Origin of the sequence: Proteiniphilum acetatigenes DSM 18083, assembly GCF_000380985.1 — a bacterium.
In the GTDB taxonomy this organism is placed as follows: Bacteria; Bacteroidota; Bacteroidia; order Bacteroidales; family Dysgonomonadaceae; genus Proteiniphilum; species Proteiniphilum acetatigenes.
The window spans coordinates 335565-359991 of the sequence record NZ_KB905696.1 but is presented as its reverse complement, the minus strand read 5'-3'; the positions used below and the strand labels follow the sequence as shown (position 1 = coordinate 359991).

Sequence of the window (24427 nt, the reverse complement as noted above, 5' to 3'; positions counted from 1 at the left end):
TGATTTAGAGTTTGTCTATTTGCCGGTTAAACCAGTCTCGGATTTCATCTCTGGCTTTACCGGTTTTTTGTTGGATTCTTCCATACAGTTCTTCTTCTTGGCCTTCTTCGTAAAGAAGATCGTCATCTGTCAGATCAGCCCATTCTTGCTTGGCACGACCTTTCAACTCATTCCATTTTCCTTTAAACCTTAAATTATCCATAACTATAGCCTTTAAAAGAGTTTCTTCATTGAAAGCTCTGTATATAAACAAGGCCAACTTTATGAATGTTCGTCTCTTCAGGCTCCTTAACCAGGTTCCATTTTATTTAACTTTTCTCTCCTTATAAACCAAAACTGGCAGGTGTTTCCTGTCGCAAAAGTAACCGGGCGGACAAATTGCATCCCGTGTCTTTCGTGATCGATACCGTTTATCCAAGCCAAATCCATTTCACACAGGATCGGCTGTAATTCTCTCCTGTCAAGCACTTTGAGAGTTTCATGGAACAGGCATCTTTTGATATGCAATACATAACCATATTCGTCGTCTATCGGGCGCTCAAACTCAAAGCTATTTCCGAAGTAATTCTCTTCCCTGTCTTTTGACGACTGTACAAGAGTCCGGAACGGATCCGCTGATTCGTCAAACTGTTTTTTTATTCCATGTACAAGATAGTTATACATAGGCTTATTGATACAATTATCAGTCAAAAGTATAGCCTTATTTTCTGTAATACCTAATGCTAAAAATGATTCAAAAGTAGCTACAGTTGTCAGTACAAAGGAAACATTACCTCTATCGGGATCACTTGTTATCAAATGTTCCACTCTATGCAGAGCACTCTCAAATTTTTGATAATAAATATCTCTGAATTTACTTTGTTCTCCATCATTTAGCACAGACTTCTCCTGCAAATAGCCAAATACACCCTGTTCGATCCAACGATAACTATCCATAGGCGAAAATGAATGTTTCTCGTCTTTAAAAAAGTTTTCTTTTTCCATGTTCTTAATTTGTTGATTATGACACAAAGTTATCATGGCTGAAAAAGAAAAAAGTTGCTCAATGGCAACTTTGCTATTATCGGACTTTTTTTCGCAGGCGGCTTAGTGAGTGTCGGGTTACACCAAGCATCGAGGATAAATCTTTCTGTTTGGTTCGTTGAATAAATTCAGGGTGACGGAATAATTTCTCGTATCTGTCCTGTGCTGTTTGAGCCTGAAATGATTTGACGGATTCGATCAGCTTAATAATGATTTGTTCCTGATTGTACAAGAGAAAATCCTTCCACCAATCATATTCTACTAATAGTCTCTCCATATCGGTTTTAGTTATTTGCAGAATTTCAGTATCTTCTATTGCAACAATACAGTATTTCGAAGAAGAAGCACCGGTATAGCTTTCCAGTTCGGTAAAAAAGTAATTATCAAATGCAAACCAACTCGTATATTCCTTTCCATCATTCAAAAAGAATATCCGCAAGGCTCCCTTGTTGACGAAATAATAATGACGACAAACCGTATGAAAATTGAGTAATATTTCATTCTTTTTCAGTTGCCTGCAATCAAAACATGCAGTTAATACGGATTCGTCAGGTATAAGACGAGGATTTGCCTTTTTGAGTTGTTGTATCAGTTTTTCTATCATAATTCAAAGCCAGTGTTACCATGTCGTAGCTTTGTCTGCAATACAGTACGAAGTTATTGCCTGTAATTTATTCCCGTAAAATTCATAGATATCATAAGTGAAAACGCAATCTAACTTTTCACACTATCCATCCAGTAAATTCTGCAAAATCCCTTCCATTATCCAATTGCAGTTATCAGCATAGATCATTGTTCCGGTTTTTATCTGCTCTCTGGTTTGTACCCAAGGGTTTTCACAGAGCTCATCGGCACAGTTTTCCGATATTAACCCGACCGTTTCTTCCGTTACTTCCAGGTGAAATTGCAGACCTATTACATTTTCATTGTAATAAAACGCCTGGTTGGTATTGGCGTCGGATGAAAGCAGGTTGAGTCCTTCCTTCGGTATTTCAAACCTGTCGCCATGCCAATGAAAAACGGTCGGATTGTCTTTGAACAACTCGTAAAACCATCCTAACTGCTTACTTTCTTGCGTGCACATTACAGGAAACCAACCGATTTCCTTATGTGCAGCTTTATCTACGTTAGTACCCAGACACTCAGCTATAAGTTGAGCGCCCAGACAAATACCCAATACTCTTTTACCGGATTGAATGCAGTTACTGATAAATGCTTTTTCTTCCTTCAACCAGGGGAAAGAGTCTTCGTCATATACACCCATCGGTCCGCCCATAACGATCAATACGTCTATATCTTCCGCTTCGGGCAAATGATAGCCAGATTCGTAAAAACGGGTGGATGCAATCGTGTGATTATTTTTCGTCAACCAGTTTCCAATATAACCCAATCCTTCAAAGGGTACATGCTGCAGGGAATGTACTTTCATATTACCTTTCAAATATAAACGGGATTTTTATTTCATCGTCTGCAATCTCCGCATTCAGTATATTATCTGTTTTCCAGTACCTGATCGTTTTAGGGAATTCATTCTGCCTGTTCTCACAAGTAAAAGAATTGTTTTCATAATCGATCACTTTGAAATCGGTAGATTCCTTATCACCCTTCATTTTCACCTGATAATACCAAACTCCATCAATGGGTGACAGGACCGTATTCTCTTTCCAAATCGTATCGTTATCTCTTAATGTAAAGCTCTCTCCTATATAAGTTGAGTCGTTCTCCTTTTTCCAATTTTCAAAAGTCCTTTTTCCCTCCTCATCATTGGTTCTATTCCATTCACCAAGTAAAAAATCAAAATCATATCCTGTATAGGATAGTGGTTTATTTGAGTTTTCGCTCTTATTGGAAGAACAGGCAATCATAAAGAGGGAGAGAAAGAGGATCATTATTCGGCTGATTGTTTGCATTTTATATCTATTTTAAAAGGGTTGTTATAGATATTGAACTCTAAACTGTCGGTTGTCGACAGTTTAGAACCGGAGTTTCAATTTATTAGGAACATCTGCAAAGTCGTTTTTGTTTTGTTGATTCAGAAAAAATCGTCAGATTTATATAAAGGAGATCAACCCGGCAAAGATGACCGGAGATTGCTTTGCAGAACGAGTACAAAACATTGCTTAACAGCGCTATATGCGATTATCCCCTTTCAGGCGATTGATCTCTTTTTGTAATGTTTGTTTTTCCATTTTGGATTTTGTAAGCCGGATGGCTTGTTCATATTGATTGACAGCCTTTTCAATATTTATATCGGCATACAGGTAACCCAACAACTCGTGATAGTGGTTGTTACCCGTAAGATTCAGCTTTTCTGCTTCAACAATGGCTTTTTCGTGTCCGTACACTTTAGCGAAAGCAAATGTCCGATTCAATGCAGCAACAGGAGAATATTCAATCAGAATGAGTTGATTATACAATTGCAGAATGTGCTGCCATTTGTTTTCATCAGCGGAGGCTGTATGCCAGTATGCAATACCCGCCTCAAGATGATATTTCGAGATTTCATTTCCATTGGTAGCACTTACCAGATAATAATTGGCCCGTTCAATCAGTGATCTATCCCAGAGACTTTTATCCTGTTTGTCGAAAAGAACGGTTTCTCCACTTCCATCTATCCGTGCGTCCAATCGTGAACTTTGAAAACACATCAACGCCAGTAGGGCATTGGTTTGAGATGTATCGGTTAAAGAATTTTCAGTCAATATAAGAGCCAGCCTTACAGCTTCGGAACATAACTCTTTCCGGATTAACCGATTATTGGTTTTGGAGAAATATCCTTCATTAAACAACAGGTATAACGTTTTCAAAACAATATCCAAACGCGATTTTATTTCGGCTTCACTTAAAGGCTTGATTTGAAAACTATCATTGCGGAGATTGGTTCTTGCCCGTTGTAACCGTTTCTTCATGGTTTCGGTTTTAGTCAGGAAAGCATTGGCAATTTCCTCCACGCTAAAACCACAAAGGATTTGCAACGCCAGACAGATTTGGGACTCCACTGAATTGACAGAATTGCAAACCGCAAAGATCATCGCCAGTTGGCTATCGGAAATAGTTTGATCGTCAAAATCAAAATCCTGACCTGCATCATCAGGACCTTTGAGTTTCACTGTTTCTCTGACTTCTGTTTCAAAAAAGGCAATACGTTTGAGATAATCTCTTGCCTTATTTTTAGCAACTGCATAAAGCCATGCTTCAGGATTTTCGGGAACACCATCAATTGCCCAGTTCTCCGATGCTTTCAGAAATGTATCGCTTGCAATATCCTCAGCAACCTCGATATGCTGTAAACCGAAACGGCTGCATAGCACAGCTGTCATTTTCGCATATTCCCGTCGGAATAAGTGAGGCAAAATTTCATTATACGATGGGATATCTCGCATGGAAGGATTTCAAACTATTTCATTTATTGTAAAAGTACAAAACAGCCGATATTGAGTTGGCTGTTTTGTCAAAAATTTCTCAACAACAGGATTAATCCCGTTTTAACACCTCGCGCACTTCAATATTTCCGCCGATTTTATAAATCGGATTGGCTTTTGCCATTTCCACCGCGTCATCGATGTTCTCTGCTTTTACCACTACATAGCCACTGATAAATTCTTTAATTTCAGTATAGGGTCCGTCCGTTACCAAATTACCTGGTTTCACGGTTTTGGCGCTCCCCTCCACAGGCAACAAGGTGTTACCTCTGTCCGCCAATTTATTCTGCGCAGCAATGCCGGCTAGCCAGTTCATCCGCTCCTGCATCTGTTCGGGAGAAGGCTTGAAATCCGAAATGTCTTTCAATCTAAAAATCAATACAAATTCTTTCATCGTTCAAAAATTTTATTGTTACTACATGATAATAACGATTGGTTTTTGGATATAGGGACAAATTTATACTGTTTTTTCAAGGAAGCATCTCACAGGGATAATATTTTAAATTTGTAGACTAATTTAGAGATAATGTAAACTCGGTTAGTTATGGTATATTTTAGATGTAAACTTCGTTAGTTAAACCTCCTAATATCTGTCAACCTTTTTCAGTTAAAGGCAAACCAGACCGGGAATTTAGATCATAATCGAAAGATTACGCCTAATATTTAGATTATAATCGAAAAATTACGCCTATATTTTAGAATAGAAAGTTTTTTTGCTACTTTTGAGGTTTAAATTGGTTAATTATGAAACTTCGGGATTTACAGCAAACTATTCAGAGCAGTTGCTTTAAAGGGAAAATCATACTTCTTTTAGGTGCTCGTCAGGTGGGAAAAACGACATTATTGAAAGAGGTCATTTCTCAAATTGACATACCATCCATCTGGTTGAACGTAGATGAGGCTGATATTTTACAGGCTTTTGAAACGGCAACCACCAGCACACAACTATTACAACTGATTGGAAAAAACAACAAACTGGTTGTAATAGATGAAGCCCAACAAATTACGGATATTGGCAAAAAACTAAAATTAATTTACGACACTAACCCCGATATCCAGATTATTGCTACCGGGTCCTCTTCTTTTGATTTACAGAATAAGATGGCAGAACCACTCACCGGGAGAAAACGAACATTTTATCTGTATCCTCTTAGTTATAAGGAAATAGCACAGGATCAGTCTGTTCTGGAAGCGAGAAGACTTTTGGAAACACGGCTGATTTTTGGCTCATATCCTGAAGTAGTAAACAATCCGGGTAGTGAAAAGAGTACACTTATTGAGATTGCGAATAGCTATCTGTATAAAGATATCCTGAAACTGGACAATATCCGTAAGCCTACTCATATTGAAAAATTGCTACAGTCTTTGGCGTTCCAGGCTGGCAGCGAAGTCAGCTACAACGAATTGGCCCAAACCATCGGGAATATAGATACTGCGACAGTAGAAAAATACATTGATCTACTTGAAAAAGCGTTTATCATATTTAAATTACCTGCTTTAAGCCGAAACCTGCGCAACGAAATTAAAAAAGGGAAGAAGTATTATTTTTACGACAATGGTATACGCAATGTACTTATTAATAACTTTTCCGGTATTGATTTAAGACAAGACAAAGGTGCCCTGTGGGAAAACTTCCTGATTTCGGAACGGATAAAAAACAATCACTATCAGGGACGATATACCAATATGTACTTCTGGCGAACGCATGATAAGGCGGAAATTGACTACATTGAAGAAGAAGACGGATTGCTGAGCGCTTTTGAATTTAAGTGGAAAGCACAAAAGGTTCGTTTTGCCAATTCCTTTCTGGAAGCATATCCTAACCACGAGACAGCAGTAATCAGCCGAGAAAATTTTGAACACTTTGTCGGCTTGTAATTATAATCATAACCTTCCAATCTCATATTTTGCCATCTTGAAAGAGCCTTTTAATAATTTGACCGTCGGCGGCAAATCATCTTTAAACCAGATTGAAACAGCTTTATTGGGCAACATAACGGGAAAGAAAATTCTGCACCTGCAATGTCATTTCGGGATGGATTCTATCTCACTATCCAGAATGGGTGCAAGTGTCGTGGGAGTTAATCGTTCATTAGCCCATACTAAATAGTCCGGATCACATTTTCCATATCCAGACGGAATTTAGGGGTTATCGAGGGCTGGTTGGCATCTTCTTTATCCCTGTAACCGATAGCGACAGCAAACAGTGTTTTGTACCCGTCCTGTTGTAAAATACGATCGTACGCTTCCGTTTGGATCCCTTCCATCGGGGTGGAGTCAATTCCCATGCTTGCACAGGCACTCAAAAAGAATCCTAAAGAAAGATACACCTGACACGATAACCACGATTTAATTTCCGACTCACCTTTGGGTTTTACCATACGGTTATAATAACCAGCCTTTTCAGATCCCAAAAGGGTAAGATTCCCGTTCTCAAAATCTCCCACATTCTCAATCACACTGAAAACAACTATATGACTGGCATCATTGATTTTCTGTTCGTTATGATAGGACACCTTCGACAACTCGCTCTTCGTTTTCTCCTCCGAAATAAAAGTAAATTTCCATGGCTGGCTGTTTATCGAGGAGGGACTTAATCGCAGGATCTCCTTCAACTGTTCGATCGTTTCATCGGCGATTTTCCCATTTGGATCATATTTTTTGGTGGTGTATCTGCTCTTTGCAATATCTAAAAAACACATATCATTAAAATTAAATTATACTATATTTTTTGCAGATACAAATATAGTGAAAGTTGAGAGGTAAGCCAAGCTTGCTTGAGCTTATCCGAGGTGCATCCTATATTCTACAAATATAACCCTAGTACACCTCCCGGCACAACAAAAAAGAATGATCAGGTGTAAAGGCCGCTACGTCATTCCGACAAAAGGCTATCTATCAAAGAATTGAAATCCTTCTTAAACTCTTCATAGAAAAGTCCCGTTGCCGGGCCGTTGAAACCGGTATGTATTTTACGCACTTCTCCTTTCTTGTCGATAAACAGCGTGGTAGGATAACTTGAAAAATTCTCCACTTCGGGAAGTGTATTGGCTACGCTTTCTCGTCCGACTTCCCCGCCAAACAGAATTTCGTAATTTGTACCGTATCTGTTCTTTAACCGGATCAAAGCGGTCTTCGCATAGTCGAAATCGTTCTTGCGCTCAAAAGCGATTCCTATAACCTCAACACCTCTGTCTTTGTTCTCATCATACCAGGGCGCCAGAAACTCCATTTCATCCAGACAGTTGGGACACCAACTTCCGAGAATGGATACGACCACTACTTTACCGCGATAGCGTTCATCGCTCAATGATATGTTCTGACCCTCAAGATTCGGCAGGTTGAAACCAAGGGAACTGTATCCCGGCTTTAATTTGGCCAATGAATAAGGATCTGCCAATTCGGCGTAATCATTTCTCGCACCAATGATTTCCGTCACGCCACGGGTAGTATAAAATTTCCCGTTAAAAGCCGAATCGTTTGAAAATTGAATCTCAATAAGGTATGGGCTTAAACCGCCGAAAGCAGAAAGATCAACACCCGATCCGGTATAGACTCCTTCCAGAAAACGCAAATCTCCCGAGTTAGTAAGGATAGAACCGGTTACAACATTCTTTTCCGATTTAAAAACTCCCACATTACGGGTCGTATCGCCTTTTTCACTGATGAAAAGTACATCCCATTTCCCATCGATACGGGTATCAGGTGTTATTTCAGCCGGACTAAAACGTTCTTTCACTCCGAATGTAGCATGGAATGGAACTCCGGGATCGTTCTCGATATAGTTTTTAATAAATTTTCCTTCGATAGCATCACCGGAAATAATCCCTTCTATATAAGCATCATAAGCTGCAATAGGGATGATAATCGTATCGGATTGAAAGCGGACGCTATCTAATTTCACCCGTTCCACGCCGTTCAGCAATGTAACCGAAGCTGTATCTGTACCGGCATCACTGACTTCAAAGAGAAAAGGAGCTTTCTTATTTTCTGCAACGGAAAGTTCCCCCTTCCAGATTCCGTTTTGCAAGGTATTTTGCTTTTGGCAGGACACTATCAAAAGCGCTGCCAATAAATAAACCGTCCATTGAATTTTTAGCATGATTTTTTCTTTTTTATTTAGAGAATATAAGATGCGCCTCGGAAAAACTCAAACGAGTTTGGTTTTTCGCTCGGCTTTCATTATATTTTACAAAGCTAAGAAACTGTTTTCAGTTTTACGAATGTCCGTTTTAAAAATTTCCTCAACGATCATTTGAAAACCCACAACCTGGTTTCAATTACGTCATTCCCCTGGGCTGCTATTGCATCCTGATAGCTTTGCAGATTGACGGTCTGCTCTTTGATTGGATAATATAATCTGGACGGAACGCCTCCATCACCGAACAAAGGTGAGAATGTATAAGTGACCGGCTGACCTTCAATCACTCCTGAAAAGATCACATCATCCTTTTTTATCAGGAAATCGGGATAACCGGTTCTGCGATAATCACTCCACGCTTCGAGAAACTGGGTGAACAGGGCAATATATTTCTGATTCAGCACATTCCGCTCGTTGGCCGGCGGCAGTTGCGACACATAAGCATTTATATCAGCAGAGGCAACACCCCATTTTTCGAGAGATGCTCTTACTCCGTTCACATAGTTAGCCTGACTCCAGTTATTGTATTCGGAGATTAAAAACTCCACTTCGGCATATTCCAATAATACCTCTCCATAATCAGCGGCGCTGTAGATACTTCCGGGAAGGCTGACATCACCTGCCGCAAAACTGCCTGCCTGCGCTTCAGTCAACCCGTAAGCCAATCCTTCATAAACACCAAGGTTATTTACTGATGCGTACTTACTTAGCCGCGGATCAGCAACCGGGAGCTGGTTGTTTTCACCTTTCAGCAAATCTATAAATGGTTTCGACAGGGCAAAATCGCGCCTGTTTGCAGTGACAGTAGCACGATAATAAGGTGCCTCGTTGGGTGCAGCGGCGGCATACTTGTAAACAGCATTGTCCGCATTGCTTGTGAACACGCCTTTCTCTAACGCATCGGCAAAATGTGATTGATAAAGGGAGTTGTTTTTTGTCTTTAAGCGGGTGGCAAACCGCAACCGCAATGAATTGGCAAACTTTGCCCATTTCGCATTGTCGCCACCATAGATAATATCCGATACACCAAACGTTCTCTCTTCCGAATATTTCAACAAAGTATCGCCCGCTTGTTTGAGTTCGTTGAGGATATCCGTATAGATCTTTTCCTGCGAAGCATATTTGGGCGTAATATTATCGGGATTCTGTTGCAATGCCTGAAAATCGGGATCATCGCTGCCGTAAGAATTATAAGGTACATCGCCGAAGATATCGGTGAGCGCATAGTATGCATACGATTTCAGGACACGACTGATCGCTATCTGGTTAGCATTCCTGCCCGCTCCGTCCGCCGTGACCAGATCTTTGGTGGCAGGATCAGTGTTCAGGTTGATAATTTCCTGCAGATTGTTCAGCACACTGTACAATCCGCTCCAAATATCCGCCGAATAGCCGAAAGGAATATCATAACGCGATTGGCTGGTATAGGTAATCTGGCTGATCTGTTGGACAAACAATGCCGAACTTCGTAACGATGCCTGTTCGCTTCTCACATTATCAGTCAGATGCTTTTGCGCCGTTGAGATCAACGAGGTAGTCGGAACCGACGAGGGCCGGTTAGGGTCGATATTCAGGTCTTCATCGATGCAGGATGTAAATCCGATTGCCGACAGGATAAAAAGTATATATAATGGTTTCATATGATTATTTTATTTCGGTATATGGAATTATTGATTTGCTAAATATCTTGAACTTTAAATTTTGAATCTTAAATCTTGAATTTTGAATCTATTTAAAACTTAATACTCAGATTAATTCCGTAAGTAAGAGGAGTCGGCATATTTCCGCCTTCAATTCCCTGTACGTTTCCACTGCTGTTCGTGAGTTCAGGATCGATAATTTTACTTTTCCTGTACAGGTAAAACAGGTTGCGTGCATAAAGCGAAGCCCCGATACTTTTAACCGGCGCATTTTCGGGTAATCTGAAATCATATCCTAACGACAATTCCCTGAGTTTAATAAATGTGGCATCGAAAATATCGAATGCTGTCGGCCCGTTGTAATGGTTTCTTGCCCATGCCTGCGCTGTCACATTTTGTGTGTTCTGGGCTGTATTGGTTACCGAATAAGTTCCGTCAGGATTGAATGTTACATCAGCAGTCACACCATCAGCGACAACCCCCGTTTCACGGATTCCATTGGCTGCCGTTTCCGGTAGGATTCCCGAATACATCGCCACCTTATAAGTTTGCGAGAAGAATTTACCTCCCACACGGGAGTCTATCAGGAAATTGAACCGCAAGTTCTTATACCGCAATCCGTTTTGGAAACTCCACAGGAAATCAGGTAAAACGCTGCCAAGTGGCACCAGTTGTTGTGTACGCATATAAAGTCCATCGTCACCGATCACCTTTTGTCCATCAGGAGCATACACGAAATCATAACCATACAATTGTCCGTAACTTTCACCCTCCTGGGCAACCAGACTGACCAGTGAAGTACTTAAATCGAGACGGCTTACGGCATCGGAAAGTTCGATGATCCTGTTGCTGTTTTTAGAGTAATTGACTGAAAAATTCCAGTCAAGATCGCGGGTTCTAACCGGATTCACTCCAAGAATCACCTCAACACCTTTGTTATTGATCTCACCGGCGTTAATCAACTTTGAAGAGTAACCGAACGCGTCGGAGGTAGGAAGCGAAATAATCTGATTGCGACTTGTATTGTTGTAATAAGTGAAGTCGATACTCAACAGGTTTTTGAACAGTTGGAGTTCTAACCCGGTTTCAAGTGAAGAGGTAATTTCGGGTTTGAGATTCAGGTTGTTCAACTGGTCCGGTAACGTATAGGCAATATTCCCGTTAATGGGTGTGATAGCCTGATATACTTTATAGAGCCGATAGGGATCGGTATCGTTCCCAACCTGCGCCCATCCCAAACGGTATTTTGCAAACGACAGCCATCTTTGTTCTCTCAAACCGGGTAGTTCACTCAGGATAACCGATGAAGTTACCGAAGGATAAAAATAGGAATTATGCCCTACAGGCAAAGTCGAGGACCAGTCGTTACGGAATGTACCGTCGAGATAAACAGTACTTCTCCATCCATAAGAGACACTTCCGAAAACAGAAGAGAGTTCTTTTTTGTATAATCCTGTTTCAGGGCTGATGACTGTAGAGGTAGCGTTATTCAGACTGTAGTAATTAGGCACAATCAATCCGCCCGAAGTAGATATATCGCTGATACGACGGTTCCTCTGTAGGAAGTTTGTCCCTAAATTGGCAACCAGTGAATGGACATCCCATGAACGATTGAGGGTAGTCAATAATTCGTAATTAAATTCGCCATACTTTTGGCTATATTCCTGGTACATGGATTGCGAACGGGAATTATACGCAATCCTGTCCTGAAAGTTGTACTGAAAAACATCGGCATAAATACGGCCGGTCACCGAAAACCATGATACGGGGGAGACTTGTATTCCGAAATTTCCGTACAATCTGTCCCTGTCTTCCTCAAGATAACTCTCATAGGCAGACCAGTAGGGATTGTCGATATATTTTGTCTTTTCATCTTCAACCGTGTTTCTATAACCGGTACGGTTCCATGCACGGGGCGTTCCGTCCGGGCGTTTGTATTCACTCAGTTTCTTGTAATCCACCTGCACCGCTCCCCATTGGTACGCTTCGAGGATGATATTCCGGTTGGATGCACCTGTCCACGGACGGCCTTTGGATACCGTCTTCAGGTAATTGGCACTTGCAAAGAACGAAACATATTCTCCGTCCACGTTTCCGGAAAGAATAAGCGAGTTCTTGTCGAGTGAAGCATTCGGAATAGTTCCCGTTACGTTTTTATTGGTGAACGATACCCGGAAAGCAGAATTTTCATTTGATTTGGAGAGCGAAATATTGTTTGTATTGGCAATCCCGGTTCTAAAGAAATAATTCACATCGTTCTCGGGATATACCCATGGTTCCGGTCTCAGGTATTGATCCGGATATTCGGGATCGAGATTGTACCAGTGCAACACAGGGGTACCGTCTAATTTAGGCCCCCAGCTTTCGTCGGCAGCATAATCCACTATATTATAGGTCTGGCCGTCGATGGTTGCCGTGGCAAAACTCATATTATACCCGCCACCGTATAATTTCTGGCGTTCCGGCAATCGTACCACATTTTCAAATTCCAGACCGGTATTGAGTTCAATAGCAATCTTACCGGCACTACTCTCTCCTTTTTTAGTGGTGATCAGAATCACCCCATTGGCAGCACGAGAACCGTAGAGAGCAGCTGCAGACGGACCTTTCAGCACGTTTACAGAGGCAATATCATCCGGATTAATATCCTGAATAGTACTACCGACATCTTTCCCTGCACTGCCGTGGATTGTAGAGGAGCTGTTCAGATCGCTGTTATCCAACGGAACACCATCAATAACATACAAAGGTTGGTTGTTTCCGGTGATGGAATTAATTCCGCGTAAGGTTATTCGTGAAGAACCACCAAGGTTACTTCCACCCGAGATAACCTGCAACCCTGCTATCTTACCGGAAAGGGCTGTCAACGGATTCGTCGGCCGCGTCTGAAATGCATCGGATGAAACATTCTGCACCGCATAACCAAGCGCTTTCCTTTCTCGGGGGATATTCAGGGAAGTAATCACCACTTCGCTCAATGTCGTAGTGCTTTCCTGCAGGATGATATCGATTCTTTCCGATTTTGATACCTGAACCTCCTGACTTGTAAAGCCTATGTAGGAAAATTCAAGGACTGTTCCACTTTCAATATTTATACTGTAATCACCGTCAATATCAGATACCGTTCCTACCGCGGGATTACCCTTATCCACAATGGTAACACCGACAAGCGGAATTCCTTGCGGATCAGTCACATTTCCGGTAACGGTAACCGTGCCTCTATTCTGTGCCGAAAGACTAAGCACAAAGAGGCTGAGAAATAGAACTAGACTTGCTTTGATAACCTTCATCTTCTTTCAATATTTATGTTAGAAAAATATCTTTAAATTCTCTGTTTTAATAGTTTGTGGAGTTTCTCTTCTAACTGTTGACTACAAATTGTTACCTATAAAAAACGGCTGACTCATTTTACTGATCAGCCGTTTCTTTTTATATACCTATGTACATAAGAGATACCGACTGTCGGGTAATTTGCGACAATTCATCATCGTGATATGCATACGCTTAGCGTTGAACAGGTACATCCGGTTGTTATTTAAAGGGTTTATTCTTAAATTTTGTCAAGTGCCTGCTGCAGGTCGGCTTTGATATCTTCGATATTTTCAATACCCACAGAAATACGAAGTAATCCGGGTTCCACACCGCTTGCTCTTTGGGCTTCAGGCGATAATTGTTCATGCGTAGTAGCTGCCGGATGAATGATAAGCGACTTAGCATCTCCAACGTTGGCAAGATGGCTTAACAACTGTACACTATCGATCAGTTTATCAGCATCCTCAGGTGCACCTTTCAATTTGAATGTAAGCACGGCTCCCGGTCCTTTGGGGAAATATTTCTGTGCCAAAGCATAATATTTACTGCTCTCCAATCCCGGATAGTTTACATATTCTACCTTCGGATGCTGCTCGAGCCATTCGGCCAGCGCCTGCGTATTCTCCACATGACGTTCCAGACGAAGCGACAGGGTTTCCAATCCTTGTACAAGGAGGAAAGAATTGAACGGGCTGATCGTATTTCCCCAATCGCGCAATCCTTCTACCCGCGCACGGATATTGAAAGCAATATTTCCAAACGGGCCATTCGCACCAAATACATCCCAGAAAACCAATCCATGATAGCTTTCAGACGGTTCGGTGAAGGAAGGGAATTTACCATTTCCCCAGTTGAATTTACCGCTATCCACAATCACTCCTCCAAGGGAGGTCCCGTGGCCGCCAATCCATTTGGTAGCCGACTCTACCACTATTGCCGCACCGTGTTCTATTGGACGGAAAAGATAACCGCCCGCACCGAATGTATTGTCCACGATCAATGGAATATCGTGTCGATGGGCGACCTCGGCAATGGCATCGAAATCGGGAATATTCAGTTCCGGGTTACCGATCGACTCCAGATAAATGGCTTTGGTATTATTGTCAATCAGTTTTTCAAACTCTTCAGGATTTTCATTGGGAGTAAAACGAACTTCAATACCCAATCGCTTGAACTGCGATTTGAATTGATTATACGTCCCACCGTAAAGGAAAGGAGTCGAAACAAAATTATCTCCCACCTGTAAGATATTATTCAGCGCGATAAATTGCGCCGATTGTCCGGAAGAGGTGGCCAATCCGGTCACACCACCCTCTAAAGCTGCCACGCGTTTTTCAAAAACGTCGGTCGTTGGATTTTGCAAACGGGTATAGATATTCCCGAATTTGCGAAGTCCGAAAAGATCGGCTCCGTCCTTTGCATCTTCAAACACATAGGATGATGTCTGATATATCGGTAAAGCACGGGCATGCGTTGTTTTATCCACTTCTTGTCCCGCGTGTACCTGCAGGGTTTCAAATTTATAATTGCTCATATTGGTAATGTTTTAAATAAAATACAATGTGTAAATAGAAAAATATTGAAGTTTTGCGATTGCAAAAAGGGTATGTAGAATTGCAGGTGTGCTGTCAGCAGCACATTCGGCTTAACGGGAGAGAAGCCTTATGGAGGTTGTTTGTATAGGGAAGAGAAGCAAAATAAATGTCTGTCGTTTTCATTATTTTTTTACTTTTAGTCTTGTTTAACGATGCAAAGATAGGGCAAGGGATAAAGTATGGCAATACCATAAATATAGTATATTTAAAAAAGAGTATCGTAGGGAGATATTTTTCGTTCTAAAGATGGATAAGTAGAATAGCATATCCGAAAGATTCGAAAAAATCTACATATCAAAATCACCGGAGCGGAGGCGCTTCTTCCCGGATTGTTGTTTTTTATCATCCAACCGTTTTTGTATGGATTGAAATGTCGGTTTGGTCGCAATCCGTTTCATTTCCGGTTTCAGGGCCTGACGGATAAGAAGCCGGAATTTTCCTATTGCTGTTTTTTTGTTCAGCCACTGGGTGCGTTCGGAATCGCTACTGACCTGCAATACTCCGTTTTTATTGATACGGTTGGATAATTTCCCGAGGATCAACTGTTTCTGGACATCAGTAAGGGCTTCCGAGGCGTTCACATCGAACGAGAGCACGACCTTCGAGGCTACTTTATTCACGTTCTGTCCCCCACTGCCACTACTCCTTACAGCAGTAAAAACACATTCCCCGACCACCTTCTCTATATCGATATCCATCATTACTACGGTTTGAAAACTGAATCACAAACATAATAAAAGCCAAGACGAGGCCCATCTTATGTTCTGCAAATATAACCTTATTTATACAAAAACTGAGCTTCCATAAAGGATGTTTTGAAACTTTTGTTTAACTTCGTAGTCAGTTCATTCAGAATAATAAAATGCGTACTTATCTCATCGCCGATAATCAGGATATTACACGGGAAGGACTTATATCTGTACTTAGATCACAGGATATGAAAAACCGTGTGGAAACGGCTCGTACCCGCAGCGAGCTGCAGGCACGATTGCGCAGCTATCCCGAATCGGTTGTGATACTGGATTACACGCTATTTGATTTTGTTTCCGTCAATCAACTTTTAAACATGAAGATGGGAGCAAAAGCATCGTCATGGATTTTGTTCTCTGACGAGTTGGAGGAGCGTTTTTTACATCAGATATTGTTGATCGATCCCAGTATCAGCGTAGTGATGAAGCACAATCCACTACAGAATATCCTCGATGCCATTACCTGTGCCACCTACGGTGAAACCTATTTATGCGATATTGCAGAGTCGGTACTAAAGGACGGAAACTTTCAGAAAAAAGAGTCGGATACTCTGACCCCCTCAGAGAAGAGTATTCTGCGGGAAATAGCCCTCGGGAAAACCACTAAAGAAATAGCTTTTGAGAAACACCTCAGTTTCCATACCGTAAATACCCACCGCCGGAATATTTTCCGGAAACTGGCCGTAAATAATGCGCACGAGGCCACAAAATATGCGCTGCAAGCCGGTTTACTCGATTTAATGGAGTATTATATTTAGAACGAAGAGACCGCCAACAATTTATAATCGAGATTATCGGTCGTAAGATCAAATTCCAGTGCGTGGTTTTCCTTAATACCGGATTATATTGTAACTTTTACTTTACATTACCCCATTTATCGTCATTTTTTTCTGACTCCACGACTACCACTACTACGAACATTTATAGTTTAATATTACAACAAACTAAATTACCGAAATGTTGTTATAAGAAAAATAAGTTTAAATTTTATTCATTCTTAAAAAATCAAAGCCTTATGAATACAGAAAATTTAAGTAACCATGCCGCCATTGACAAATTGAAGGAACTGATGGATAAAATCGACATCGGCAGGGAAGGGAAATTGTACTCATAATATATTACCACTTTAATACCAAGTAATATGGATGTAAAATCTAACGAACCATTCTGGTTGGTAAAGAACGGATTACTGGCATCTTATCCCTCGCTTCACAATGATGACGAATGCGACGTGCTAGTGGTTGGCGGCGGTATTACAGGCAGTTTGATAGCACACCAATGTGTTGGAGAAGGATATAAAACGATACTGATAGACAAGCGCGAGGTATGCAACGGAAGTTCTTCCGCTACCACCTCAATGCTCCAATTCGAGATTGATACTCCTTTGTATAAATTGATTGAATTAGTCGGCGAGAAAGGAGCCGTAGCAAGTTACGATGCTTGTTACAAGGCAATAGACCAATTGGGAGAAATTGCTTCGAAGATAAAATCGAAAGCCGGTTTCAAGAAAAAAGACTCACTCTATTTTGCCGCCTTTAAAAAAGATATGGATTGGCTCAAGAAAGAACTTGAAACAAGAAATAAGGCCGGATTTGAGGGAAAATGGCTCGAAGCAGAAGAAATCCTGAAAAAATATGGTATACACGGAACATACGGAGGCATTCTTTCTAAACAGGGAGCGAGCATAGATGCTTTCTGCCTGGCACACGAGTTGTTGGAATACAATCACAAGAAAGGATTACAGGTCTATGATAAAACCGAACTGACCAGTGTCGAGTACAAAAGAGGGTTCAATCACTGTACGACTGCTACCGGAGCGGTTATCAAAGCGAAAAAGGTCGTCTATTGCGTAGGTTACGAAGCCGTCAATATGATCAGGGAGAAGTTCGTGGACCTGCTCAGTTCCTATGCCATTATTTCGGAAGTGGACGAAAAACTCTACTGCCAATATAAAGATATACTCATCTGGAATACAGCAGATCCTTATTTATACATGCGTACTTCGGATGACGGCCGTTTCCTGATTGGAGGCGAAGACGAAGAATTCCGGAATCCATCCAAACGTGATGCACTGATCGGCAAGAAAGAGGAAAAGCTGGTCCAAGCATTCAAAAAACTGTTTCCCGATAAATCATTCTATTCCGATTTCGCATGGGCAGGTACTTTCGGCGAGACCAAAGACGGCTTACCCTACATCGGTGAACACTCCGATTTCAAAAACTCTTATTTTGTCTGTGGTTTTGGCGGCAACGGTATCACCTTCTCCGTAACTGGAATGGAGATGGTCTCCAACTGGCTTAAAGGGAAAAAGCATTTGTTATCACCCTATTTTGCTTTTGGACGCTAAGCAGTTTATGGAATATAAAAAAGCCAGTTTGAATTATTATTAACCGGAATTGTTTACCGGACGCACTGCGCACAAACTCCTTTCATCACGAAATTAACATTCTCAAGACGAAAGTTCCGGGGTAAAGGTATATCAGGGATGGAAATACTTTCCATACAGTAAGTGTTTCCACATTTATTACAATGGAAATGTACATGAAGGTCGCCAAGGGAGCATTGGCAATCGTCACGGCAGACCGAATATTTAATGGAGCCGGAACCGTCGTCTATGCTATGGATCAGATGATGTTGATGGAAAAGGTTTATCGTTCGCGATAGCGTAGACTTATCGACTGTTCCCATTTCACCCTCCAGATCGGAAAGGCTGAAAGCTGAATCATGATGAAGCATGGCTTCCAATACCAGCATCCTGATGGCGGTCGGCTTTATTTCCCTATGGTGAAGTATCTTTTCTATATGTTTCATATCCATAATTTACCAGTTCAACTTTCGCAAGTTGGTTTATTGCAACTAATGTATTTGTGAAAATATAGTTACTAATTATTATCCAATATAAGAAAGTATAAAGATAACCATTCTAGTCCGACTAAAAGCAAGATAGCACTAAAACTTCTTTCGCATGATACGGATGGCATTGAGTATAGCCAGTAACGATACGCCTACATCTGCAAATACCGCTTCCCACAAAGTGGCCAGTCCTCCGGCTCCAAGAATTAGCACGATAAGTTTAACACCAAAAGCCATTGTGATATTCTGTATTACGATCTGGCGGGTAGCTTTGCCAATACGGATCGCCATAGGGATTTTAACCGGCTGGTCGGTCTGAATGACTACATCTGCCGTTTCGATAGCCACATCACTCCCCAAACCTCCCATCGCGATACCCACATCACTCATAGCCAGCACAGGAGCATCGTTTATTCCATCTCCCACAAAAGATACCTTATTGCCCGGATTAATAGAAAGTTCCTCAAACCGTTGTACCTTGCCTTCGGGCAACAGATCTCCGTAAGCACGGTCGATGCCCAACTCTCCGGCCAACTTCGAGACGATAGCTTGTTTATCACCCGAAAGCATCACGATATCTTTTATCCCGGCTTTGCGTAACTCTTCGACCGCCACTTTTGCATCCTCCTTAAGCTCATCGGCTACAACAATGTACCCGGCATACTTCCCATCTACTGCACACAAAACAGTAGTTTCGGGAATATCTGCCACTTCCGGAGGATAAGCGATACCATTGGTCTCCAACAGTTTCATGTTTCCGGCTAGGATCTTCTTCCCGTCGAGTTCAGCCTCCAGACCTTGTCCCGCCACCTCTTTGACATTTACCGGTTGTGCAAAGGGTATTCTTTCTTTGGGTACCGAAGAAACAATGGCTTTGGCTATCGGGTGGTTGCTCTGCGTTTCCACAATAGCCACGGCGTGCAACAATTCTTCTTTCGAAAAACCCTCTTCGGGAATGATATCCTGTACCTCGAATACACCTTTGGTCACCGTACCGGTCTTGTCCAACACCACAGTATTGATCCTGGTAATAGCATCCAGATAATTGCCGCCTTTGAACAGAATCCCCTGACGCGATGCGGCACCGATCCCGCCGAAATAACCTAATGGTATACTGATCACCAATGCACATGGACAGGATATCACTAGAAATACCAATCCACGGTATAACCAATCATTGAACAGATACATAAACTCAGGGTCAATCAGCGACCACATCCAGGGCAATACCACAATCAGCACAGCCAACATAGTGACAACCGGGGTATAGATACGGGCGAATTTACGGATAAACTGTTCGGCCGGAGCCTTACGTTCAGTGGCATTTTGCACGAGTTCTAAAATACGTGCAAGCGCACTTTGCCCGAATGGTCTGGTTACTTTTATCCGGCAGACGCTATCCGTAGCGATCATACCCGCCAGTACCTCTTCCTCTTTTTTGATATTTCGGGGAACACTTTCACCCGTCAGCGCAGAAGTATTGAACGATGCCGAATCAGTGAGCATAATACCGTCCAACGGAACCCGTTCGCCGACCTTTACCTCGACCGTTTCACCTACACTGACCTCTTCAGACAAAACTGTCTCAATACCATTATCCCTGATCACAGATGCTTTCTCGGGACGGACATCAAGTAATGCCCCAATATTTCTCTTGACCCGATTGACAGCCGCTTGCTGGAATAGTTCCCCGATGGAATAAAACAACATGACCGCTACGCCCTCCGGGTACTCTCCAATAAAGAAAGCCCCGATTGTGGCAATACTCATCAAGGTGAATTCATTGAAAATATCTTTTTCCTTCATGGCTTCCCAGGCTTCTTTTAATACGGGAATACCTACCGGAAAATAGGCAATAAGGTACCACACCAATCGTACCCATTGATTTTCGAAGAAGGAAATATTCGTAGCGGACATGGTTATTCCACCAATCAACAACACAAATGATATCACAGCTCTTGTAATGGGGCCTTTCTGAGATATCTTATCTGTTTTATTGGCGCTTAAAGTGGCCGGAGTTACCGAACAAGAGCCATTACTACAACAATTTGCCATAATATCGTATTTTGCTATTCAACTTTCGAAAGTTGAATAATTGTCACTAAATCATTCTCTGAATTTTTTCGACTTAATCGTATATTTTCATCTGATGTACTCGCGAAAGTTCAGTTTTAATATATCTAATGCAAAAGTACAACCAATCCGGTGCAACTGGGTTGCAATCTCCCATAGTCTTATTCGTTTTGTGGCTTTTATTTGCCTAAAATAATTATCTTTGCTGATAATAAAACCCATTCAATTTCAGCAAAAGGGAAATTAAGATCACAGATAATTAATGAGTTCAAATCAGGAAAGCGCTTCACAATGGCTGGGTAAGAGGATAGCAGAAGCAAAAGGAGCATATTTAGCTGCCTCGGTATTTACCGTTATTAGCGCGGCATCTTTTGTTGTTTTTTGCTGGTATTTGTCGGAATTCGCTGCAGCGTGGGTCGACAAGGGGATTGTACAACCCCATAGATTGCTGTATGCATCACTGTTTCTCACCGGCAGGTATGTTTTCGCCCATTTTGCTTCACAGTTCAACTACAATGCCGGCAATATAATCGTTTCCAAAATCAAGAAAAAAATATATCCTCTGTTACTTAACAACAGCCAACTGGACTCCACCTCAAGCGCTTTGTACGTTACGAGGATAAGCGACGACCTGAAGCCTTTTTACGCTTTTTTTATCCCCTATTCCGTGGCTACGGCTTTGGTCAGTACAGTGTTATTGATCGCCTGTTTCTGGATTGAAAGATGGGTAGGGATTATATTACTGGTATCGTTGCTGGTCATCCCCATGCAGATGGCGGTCATCGGTATAGGCGCTGAAGCGCTTCACAGAAAACATACCAATCTCTTCCTTAAATATTCAGCTGTGTTTTATAACCGTCTTCAAACCATTGCGGAGATCGTCAATCTGGACAACTTCAAAGCACAGTACCGCTTTTTATCGGGAAAGAGTAAGGAACTGAGTAAAGCGACAACCAGTGTCATGCGGGTTGCATTCCTATCGTCCACAGCGCTGGAACTTTTCGTTACAATTGCCATTGCCGCTATTGCCATTTACCTGGGGATGAGCTTACTTGGGATTATGCCCGGTCCCAATTACGGGAAAGGTTATGATTTCGGTACTGCATTGTTTTTGCTGACTATTACACCTTATTTTTTCTTCTATTTGCGGAAATTCGTAGGTGCTTATCACGACCGGAACAAGGCTTTGGCCTCGGCAGAACTATTGATGCCGATACTGAACCAGGAGATCATCCCTCCTTTATCCGACCTAAATGAAAAGATCAATAGTTTTGAGATCAAAGGTTTGCATTTTGCTTATCCCGATTCGCCGGTCAAAGTGCTGAATAATATCAACCTGCAACTGCCTGTAAAAGGATTGGTATTGGTGAAAGGTATTTCGGGTTCAGGAAAATCCACCCTGCTGAAAATCTGCACAGGTAGCCTGTTCCCGCAGGAGGGTATGGTTTCAGTCAATGGCAAGGACAACGAGTGGTCTCACCAGTGGTTAAAAGAGAACTCGTCGTATATGAACCAGTTTCCATTCATTTTCGACGGAACGCTGCGATACAACGTCTTCCTTGAGAAAGAGGCAGAGAAACAGGCCTGGTATCCTGAATTCCTGGACAAGATACTTGCTAAAAAGGAGGATGGATGGCAGACCGAATTGAGTCATAACGGAAAACAACTTTCGGGTGGAGAAAGACAACTGGTGACGCTTGCAAGGATGATGTTACATCCCAGGCCGGTAGCGATCATGGACGAACCGACGGCCAATTTGGATAGCGATACAATCGAAATCATTCTTCCTCAAATTGTTAAATTGGCCGAAGAGCGGTTGGTAATTGTTGCTTCGCACGAGAAAATGTTCGACGCTGTGGCCGATGTCACATTAAACTTAAACTGGGGGGAACAGATTTAATGTGCCAATATGCCAATGAGAATAATGTGAATAATAGAACTGATGGGACAATGGGACTAATGAGCCGCCCGATATCTCATTCAATTATGGTCAAAAAAGTAAATTAACCGTATGCATAAGTTTGTTGTAGAACATATATTGCAACCCTTCGCAGGTAAATGGGTAAGAGGTTTCTTGCTGCTCGCCCTATGGACGGCGGCATTTATAGCCCTTCCGGCTATCTCGGGGTGGTTTCTGGCCATCTGTAGTGTAGCATTCATCACGGCCAGCACCACATTCTCCTATCTGATCCCGTCTGCCATCATCCGTCTATTGGCGCTGCTACGCACTGCGACAAGGTATTTCGAGCGGATAGAAAATCACAAAACCACCCTCGACGCACAGCAGCGTATCCAGTTAAGGATATTCCGGGCGGTAGCTAAATTTCCCTATTTCAAGAAACAGGTCAACAACAACTCGACATTGTTGGAGAACAGCACACAAGGTGTTGAACAGATACTGAATTACATCCTCTTATGGCTTTTACCGCTCACGGCATTGGTAGTTACCCTTATCATCTACTTTGTTTTTCTTATCCTGTTCTCACAGGTCATAGCCATAGAGTTTTTGATTTCTGCCGCCATACTCCTGTTCATTGTCCCCCAACTCTTTTTCCGGAAAAACGGAAAACTCTACAAGTCATTGAAAACATATCGGGACGAAAACAACCAGGAACTTATCCAAAGTTTCCGGGGGCGGATAGAGATCTCAAAATACAATATGGAGGAAAAGGTGATCGGACAATACGAGCAAAGATTGGGACAACTTGAACGATTGGAAAATAAACTACAAACCAACTCATTCTATCTGCAACTGATTGCCGGACTCGGATTTAGCTATATAGCCGCTTTCCTTCTCTGGAATTCGGGTAATTACGGTATTGAGGCTTCCACCGCCATCGGGATATTCTTTGGTATCATGGCACAGGCCGAATTATCGGAGATGCTTTTCTCAGGAAAATCGGAAAAAAGCTCGGTCAAGCAGCAGATCAGTGATGTGGAGTCGATTATCAAGCAAGGTGAACAACCCGTTGAGACGGTACAGGTAAGTTCTGCCCTGGAAAATCTAACCCTGAATGGTGTAAGTGCGAAAATCCCCGATACGCCCGTACGCACTGCTGATGTGTCGTTAGAGATTAAAAAGGGAGAATGGATTGCACTCTTTGGCGAAACGGGAAAAGGGAAGACTACCCTGCTGAACAGCCTTTTTTACCCTGAATACCGGCGTAGCGGCTCATTGACCTGGAACAATAACAAGGAGTTGACTCATTTACCCGTGCCTGAAGCTGTCTATGTCACTCAAAAAGCCTATCTGCTTACCGGCACCTTACGTGAAAATTTCGAAGGCTATCCAGATGAAGCGATTGAACAGGTATTGAAAACAGTCGATCTCTCAAGCTGGCGGTCATCACTTCCCGATGGTCTGGGAAGCTGGCTGGGTGAAAACGGCGAAACGCTGAGCGGCGGACAACGGAAGAAGTTACTGTTGGCACAGGCACTTCTCAAAGAGCCGCAACTGCTGGTCGTTGACGAACCCACCGCCGGTATCAGTTCCGAAAACGCAATTGATATTTTCCGTAATATTAAATCACAGTACCCTGACATCACCATTCTGATGGCTACCCACCTGAAAGACTTTGAAGGGGTGGTTGATAAAGTGGTAAGAATTTAAGACAGAGTT

20 protein-coding genes and 1 pseudogene are annotated in these 24427 nt (G+C 42.1%); 6 read left to right on the top strand and 15 right to left on the bottom strand.

The window, feature by feature from the left end; genetic code table 11:
• Positions 1-4: 4 nt before the first annotated feature.
• The 7 genes from F597_RS0109920 to F597_RS0109890 form a co-directional block, all read right to left on the bottom strand.
• A complete protein-coding gene (locus tag F597_RS0109920) occupies positions 5-202 on the bottom strand; it encodes a CsbD family protein (RefSeq protein ID WP_026327341.1) in 198 nt (65 codons plus the stop codon).
• Positions 203-288: 86 nt separating this feature from the next.
• Entirely contained in the window at positions 289-984 is a 696-nt protein-coding gene (locus tag F597_RS0109915) for an L-2-amino-thiazoline-4-carboxylic acid hydrolase (RefSeq protein WP_019539583.1), read from the bottom strand.
• Positions 985-1060: 76 nt separating this feature from the next.
• Positions 1061-1627, bottom strand: coding sequence for a Crp/Fnr family transcriptional regulator (locus F597_RS0109910; protein WP_019539582.1), 567 nt, complete (start codon positions 1625-1627; stop codon positions 1061-1063).
• A gap of 123 nt (positions 1628-1750) precedes the next feature.
• Positions 1751-2452 carry a type 1 glutamine amidotransferase gene (locus F597_RS0109905; RefSeq protein WP_044060178.1) on the bottom strand — a complete coding sequence of 234 codons (702 nt, stop codon included), beginning with the start codon at positions 2450-2452 and terminating at the stop codon, positions 1751-1753.
• 1 nt (position 2453) lies between these two features.
• Positions 2454-2933 (bottom strand): DUF6265 family protein, encoded by a 480-nt coding sequence (locus tag F597_RS0109900; protein ID WP_026327338.1) that lies wholly within the window; start codon positions 2931-2933, stop codon positions 2454-2456.
• 219 nt (positions 2934-3152) lie between these two features.
• Positions 3153-4343 (bottom strand): RNA polymerase sigma factor, encoded by a 1191-nt coding sequence (locus tag F597_RS0109895; protein WP_019539579.1) that lies wholly within the window; start codon positions 4341-4343, stop codon positions 3153-3155.
• Positions 4344-4497: 154 nt separating this feature from the next.
• Entirely contained in the window at positions 4498-4839 is a 342-nt protein-coding gene (locus F597_RS0109890) for a YciI family protein (protein ID WP_019539578.1), read from the bottom strand.
• Between the two features lie 350 nt (positions 4840-5189).
• Here F597_RS0109890 and F597_RS0109885 point away from each other — a divergent pair, with 350 nt between their 5' ends.
• Positions 5190-6323, top strand: a complete 1134-nt coding sequence (locus F597_RS0109885) for an ATP-binding protein (RefSeq protein WP_026327336.1) — start codon at positions 5190-5192, stop codon at positions 6321-6323.
• Positions 6324-6393: 70 nt separating this feature from the next.
• Positions 6394-6537: pseudogene (locus F597_RS22870) on the top strand (SAM-dependent methyltransferase); the annotation flags it as partial.
• A 10-nt stretch (positions 6538-6547) separates the two neighbouring features.
• Here the strand turns inward: F597_RS22870 and F597_RS0109880 are convergent.
• From F597_RS0109880 to arfB, 6 genes are all read right to left on the bottom strand, one after another.
• Entirely contained in the window at positions 6548-7147 is a 600-nt protein-coding gene (locus F597_RS0109880) for an NAD(P)H-dependent oxidoreductase (protein ID WP_019539576.1), read from the bottom strand.
• 173 nt (positions 7148-7320) lie between these two features.
• Positions 7321-8547, bottom strand: coding sequence for a TlpA disulfide reductase family protein (locus tag F597_RS0109875; RefSeq protein WP_019539575.1), 1227 nt, complete (start codon positions 8545-8547; stop codon positions 7321-7323).
• Between the two features lie 149 nt (positions 8548-8696).
• Complete coding sequence (locus tag F597_RS0109870; RefSeq protein WP_019539574.1) at positions 8697-10226, bottom strand: SusD/RagB family nutrient-binding outer membrane lipoprotein; 1530 nt, start codon at positions 10224-10226, stop codon at positions 8697-8699.
• Between the two features lie 92 nt (positions 10227-10318).
• A complete protein-coding gene (locus F597_RS0109865; RefSeq protein WP_019539573.1) occupies positions 10319-13516 on the bottom strand; it encodes a SusC/RagA family TonB-linked outer membrane protein in 3198 nt (1065 codons plus the stop codon).
• A 260-nt stretch (positions 13517-13776) separates the two neighbouring features.
• Positions 13777-15072, bottom strand: coding sequence for an O-acetylhomoserine aminocarboxypropyltransferase/cysteine synthase family protein (locus F597_RS0109860; RefSeq protein ID WP_019539572.1), 1296 nt, complete (start codon positions 15070-15072; stop codon positions 13777-13779).
• A 348-nt stretch (positions 15073-15420) separates the two neighbouring features.
• Positions 15421-15834: an alternative ribosome rescue aminoacyl-tRNA hydrolase ArfB gene (arfB, locus tag F597_RS0109855; RefSeq protein WP_026327335.1), complete on the bottom strand. Its 414-nt coding sequence runs from the start codon at positions 15832-15834 to the stop codon at positions 15421-15423.
• Between the two features lie 161 nt (positions 15835-15995).
• Between arfB and F597_RS0109850 the strand changes: the two genes are divergently transcribed.
• Together F597_RS0109850 and F597_RS0109840 are read left to right on the top strand one after the other, a co-directional pair.
• The gene (locus F597_RS0109850) at positions 15996-16640 is read left to right on the top strand and encodes a response regulator transcription factor (protein WP_019539570.1); all 645 of its coding nucleotides are present in this window, start codon (positions 15996-15998) and stop codon (positions 16638-16640) included.
• 383 nt (positions 16641-17023) lie between these two features.
• The gene (locus F597_RS0109840; protein ID WP_019539568.1) at positions 17024-18229 is read left to right on the top strand and encodes an NAD(P)/FAD-dependent oxidoreductase; all 1206 of its coding nucleotides are present in this window, start codon (positions 17024-17026) and stop codon (positions 18227-18229) included.
• Between the two features lie 53 nt (positions 18230-18282).
• Here F597_RS0109840 and F597_RS0109835 read toward each other — a convergent pair whose 3' ends face one another.
• Both F597_RS0109835 and F597_RS0109830 read right to left on the bottom strand, forming a co-directional pair.
• Positions 18283-18699, bottom strand: coding sequence for a Fur family transcriptional regulator (locus F597_RS0109835; RefSeq protein ID WP_019539567.1), 417 nt, complete (start codon positions 18697-18699; stop codon positions 18283-18285).
• Positions 18700-18831: 132 nt separating this feature from the next.
• The gene (locus F597_RS0109830) at positions 18832-20790 is read right to left on the bottom strand and encodes a heavy metal translocating P-type ATPase (RefSeq protein ID WP_026327334.1); all 1959 of its coding nucleotides are present in this window, start codon (positions 20788-20790) and stop codon (positions 18832-18834) included.
• Positions 20791-21070: 280 nt separating this feature from the next.
• Between F597_RS0109830 and F597_RS0109825 the strand changes: the two genes are divergently transcribed.
• Positions 21071-22708 (top strand): ATP-binding cassette domain-containing protein, encoded by a 1638-nt coding sequence (locus tag F597_RS0109825; RefSeq protein WP_019539565.1) that lies wholly within the window; start codon positions 21071-21073, stop codon positions 22706-22708.
• Positions 22709-22819: 111 nt separating this feature from the next.
• Positions 22820-24418 (top strand): ATP-binding cassette domain-containing protein, encoded by a 1599-nt coding sequence (locus F597_RS0109820; protein ID WP_019539564.1) that lies wholly within the window; start codon positions 22820-22822, stop codon positions 24416-24418.
• Positions 24419-24427 lie beyond the last annotated feature (9 nt).

Excerpts from the sequence above, each read along its gene's own strand:
- F597_RS0109920 (WP_026327341.1), bottom strand. The coding sequence starts at position 202 with ATGGATAATTTAAGGTTTAAAGGAAAATGGAATGAGTTGAAAGGTCGT.
- F597_RS0109915 (WP_019539583.1), bottom strand. The coding sequence starts at position 984 with ATGGAAAAAGAAAACTTTTTTAAAGACGAGAAACATTCATTTTCGCCT.
- F597_RS0109910 (WP_019539582.1), bottom strand. The coding sequence starts at position 1,627 with ATGATAGAAAAACTGATACAACAACTCAAAAAGGCAAATCCTCGTCTT.
- F597_RS0109905 (WP_044060178.1), bottom strand. The coding sequence starts at position 2,452 with ATGAAAGTACATTCCCTGCAGCATGTACCCTTTGAAGGATTGGGTTAT.
- F597_RS0109900 (WP_026327338.1), bottom strand. The coding sequence starts at position 2,933 with ATGCAAACAATCAGCCGAATAATGATCCTCTTTCTCTCCCTCTTTATG.
- F597_RS0109895 (WP_019539579.1), bottom strand. The coding sequence starts at position 4,343 with ATGACAGCTGTGCTATGCAGCCGTTTCGGTTTACAGCATATCGAGGTT.
- F597_RS0109890 (WP_019539578.1), bottom strand. The coding sequence starts at position 4,839 with ATGAAAGAATTTGTATTGATTTTTAGATTGAAAGACATTTCGGATTTC.
- F597_RS0109885 (WP_026327336.1), top strand. The coding sequence starts at position 5,190 with ATGAAACTTCGGGATTTACAGCAAACTATTCAGAGCAGTTGCTTTAAA.
- F597_RS0109880 (WP_019539576.1), bottom strand. The coding sequence starts at position 7,147 with ATGTGTTTTTTAGATATTGCAAAGAGCAGATACACCACCAAAAAATAT.
- F597_RS0109875 (WP_019539575.1), bottom strand. The coding sequence starts at position 8,547 with ATGCTAAAAATTCAATGGACGGTTTATTTATTGGCAGCGCTTTTGATA.
- F597_RS0109870 (WP_019539574.1), bottom strand. The coding sequence starts at position 10,226 with ATGAAACCATTATATATACTTTTTATCCTGTCGGCAATCGGATTTACA.
- F597_RS0109865 (WP_019539573.1), bottom strand. The coding sequence starts at position 13,516 with ATGAAGGTTATCAAAGCAAGTCTAGTTCTATTTCTCAGCCTCTTTGTG.
- F597_RS0109860 (WP_019539572.1), bottom strand. The coding sequence starts at position 15,072 with ATGAGCAATTATAAATTTGAAACCCTGCAGGTACACGCGGGACAAGAA.
- arfB (WP_026327335.1), bottom strand. The coding sequence starts at position 15,834 with ATGATGGATATCGATATAGAGAAGGTGGTCGGGGAATGTGTTTTTACT.
- F597_RS0109850 (WP_019539570.1), top strand. The coding sequence starts at position 15,996 with ATGCGTACTTATCTCATCGCCGATAATCAGGATATTACACGGGAAGGA.
- F597_RS0109840 (WP_019539568.1), top strand. The coding sequence starts at position 17,024 with ATGGATGTAAAATCTAACGAACCATTCTGGTTGGTAAAGAACGGATTA.
- F597_RS0109835 (WP_019539567.1), bottom strand. The coding sequence starts at position 18,699 with ATGGATATGAAACATATAGAAAAGATACTTCACCATAGGGAAATAAAG.
- F597_RS0109830 (WP_026327334.1), bottom strand. The coding sequence starts at position 20,790 with ATGGCAAATTGTTGTAGTAATGGCTCTTGTTCGGTAACTCCGGCCACT.
- F597_RS0109825 (WP_019539565.1), top strand. The coding sequence starts at position 21,071 with ATGAGTTCAAATCAGGAAAGCGCTTCACAATGGCTGGGTAAGAGGATA.
- F597_RS0109820 (WP_019539564.1), top strand. The coding sequence starts at position 22,820 with ATGCATAAGTTTGTTGTAGAACATATATTGCAACCCTTCGCAGGTAAA.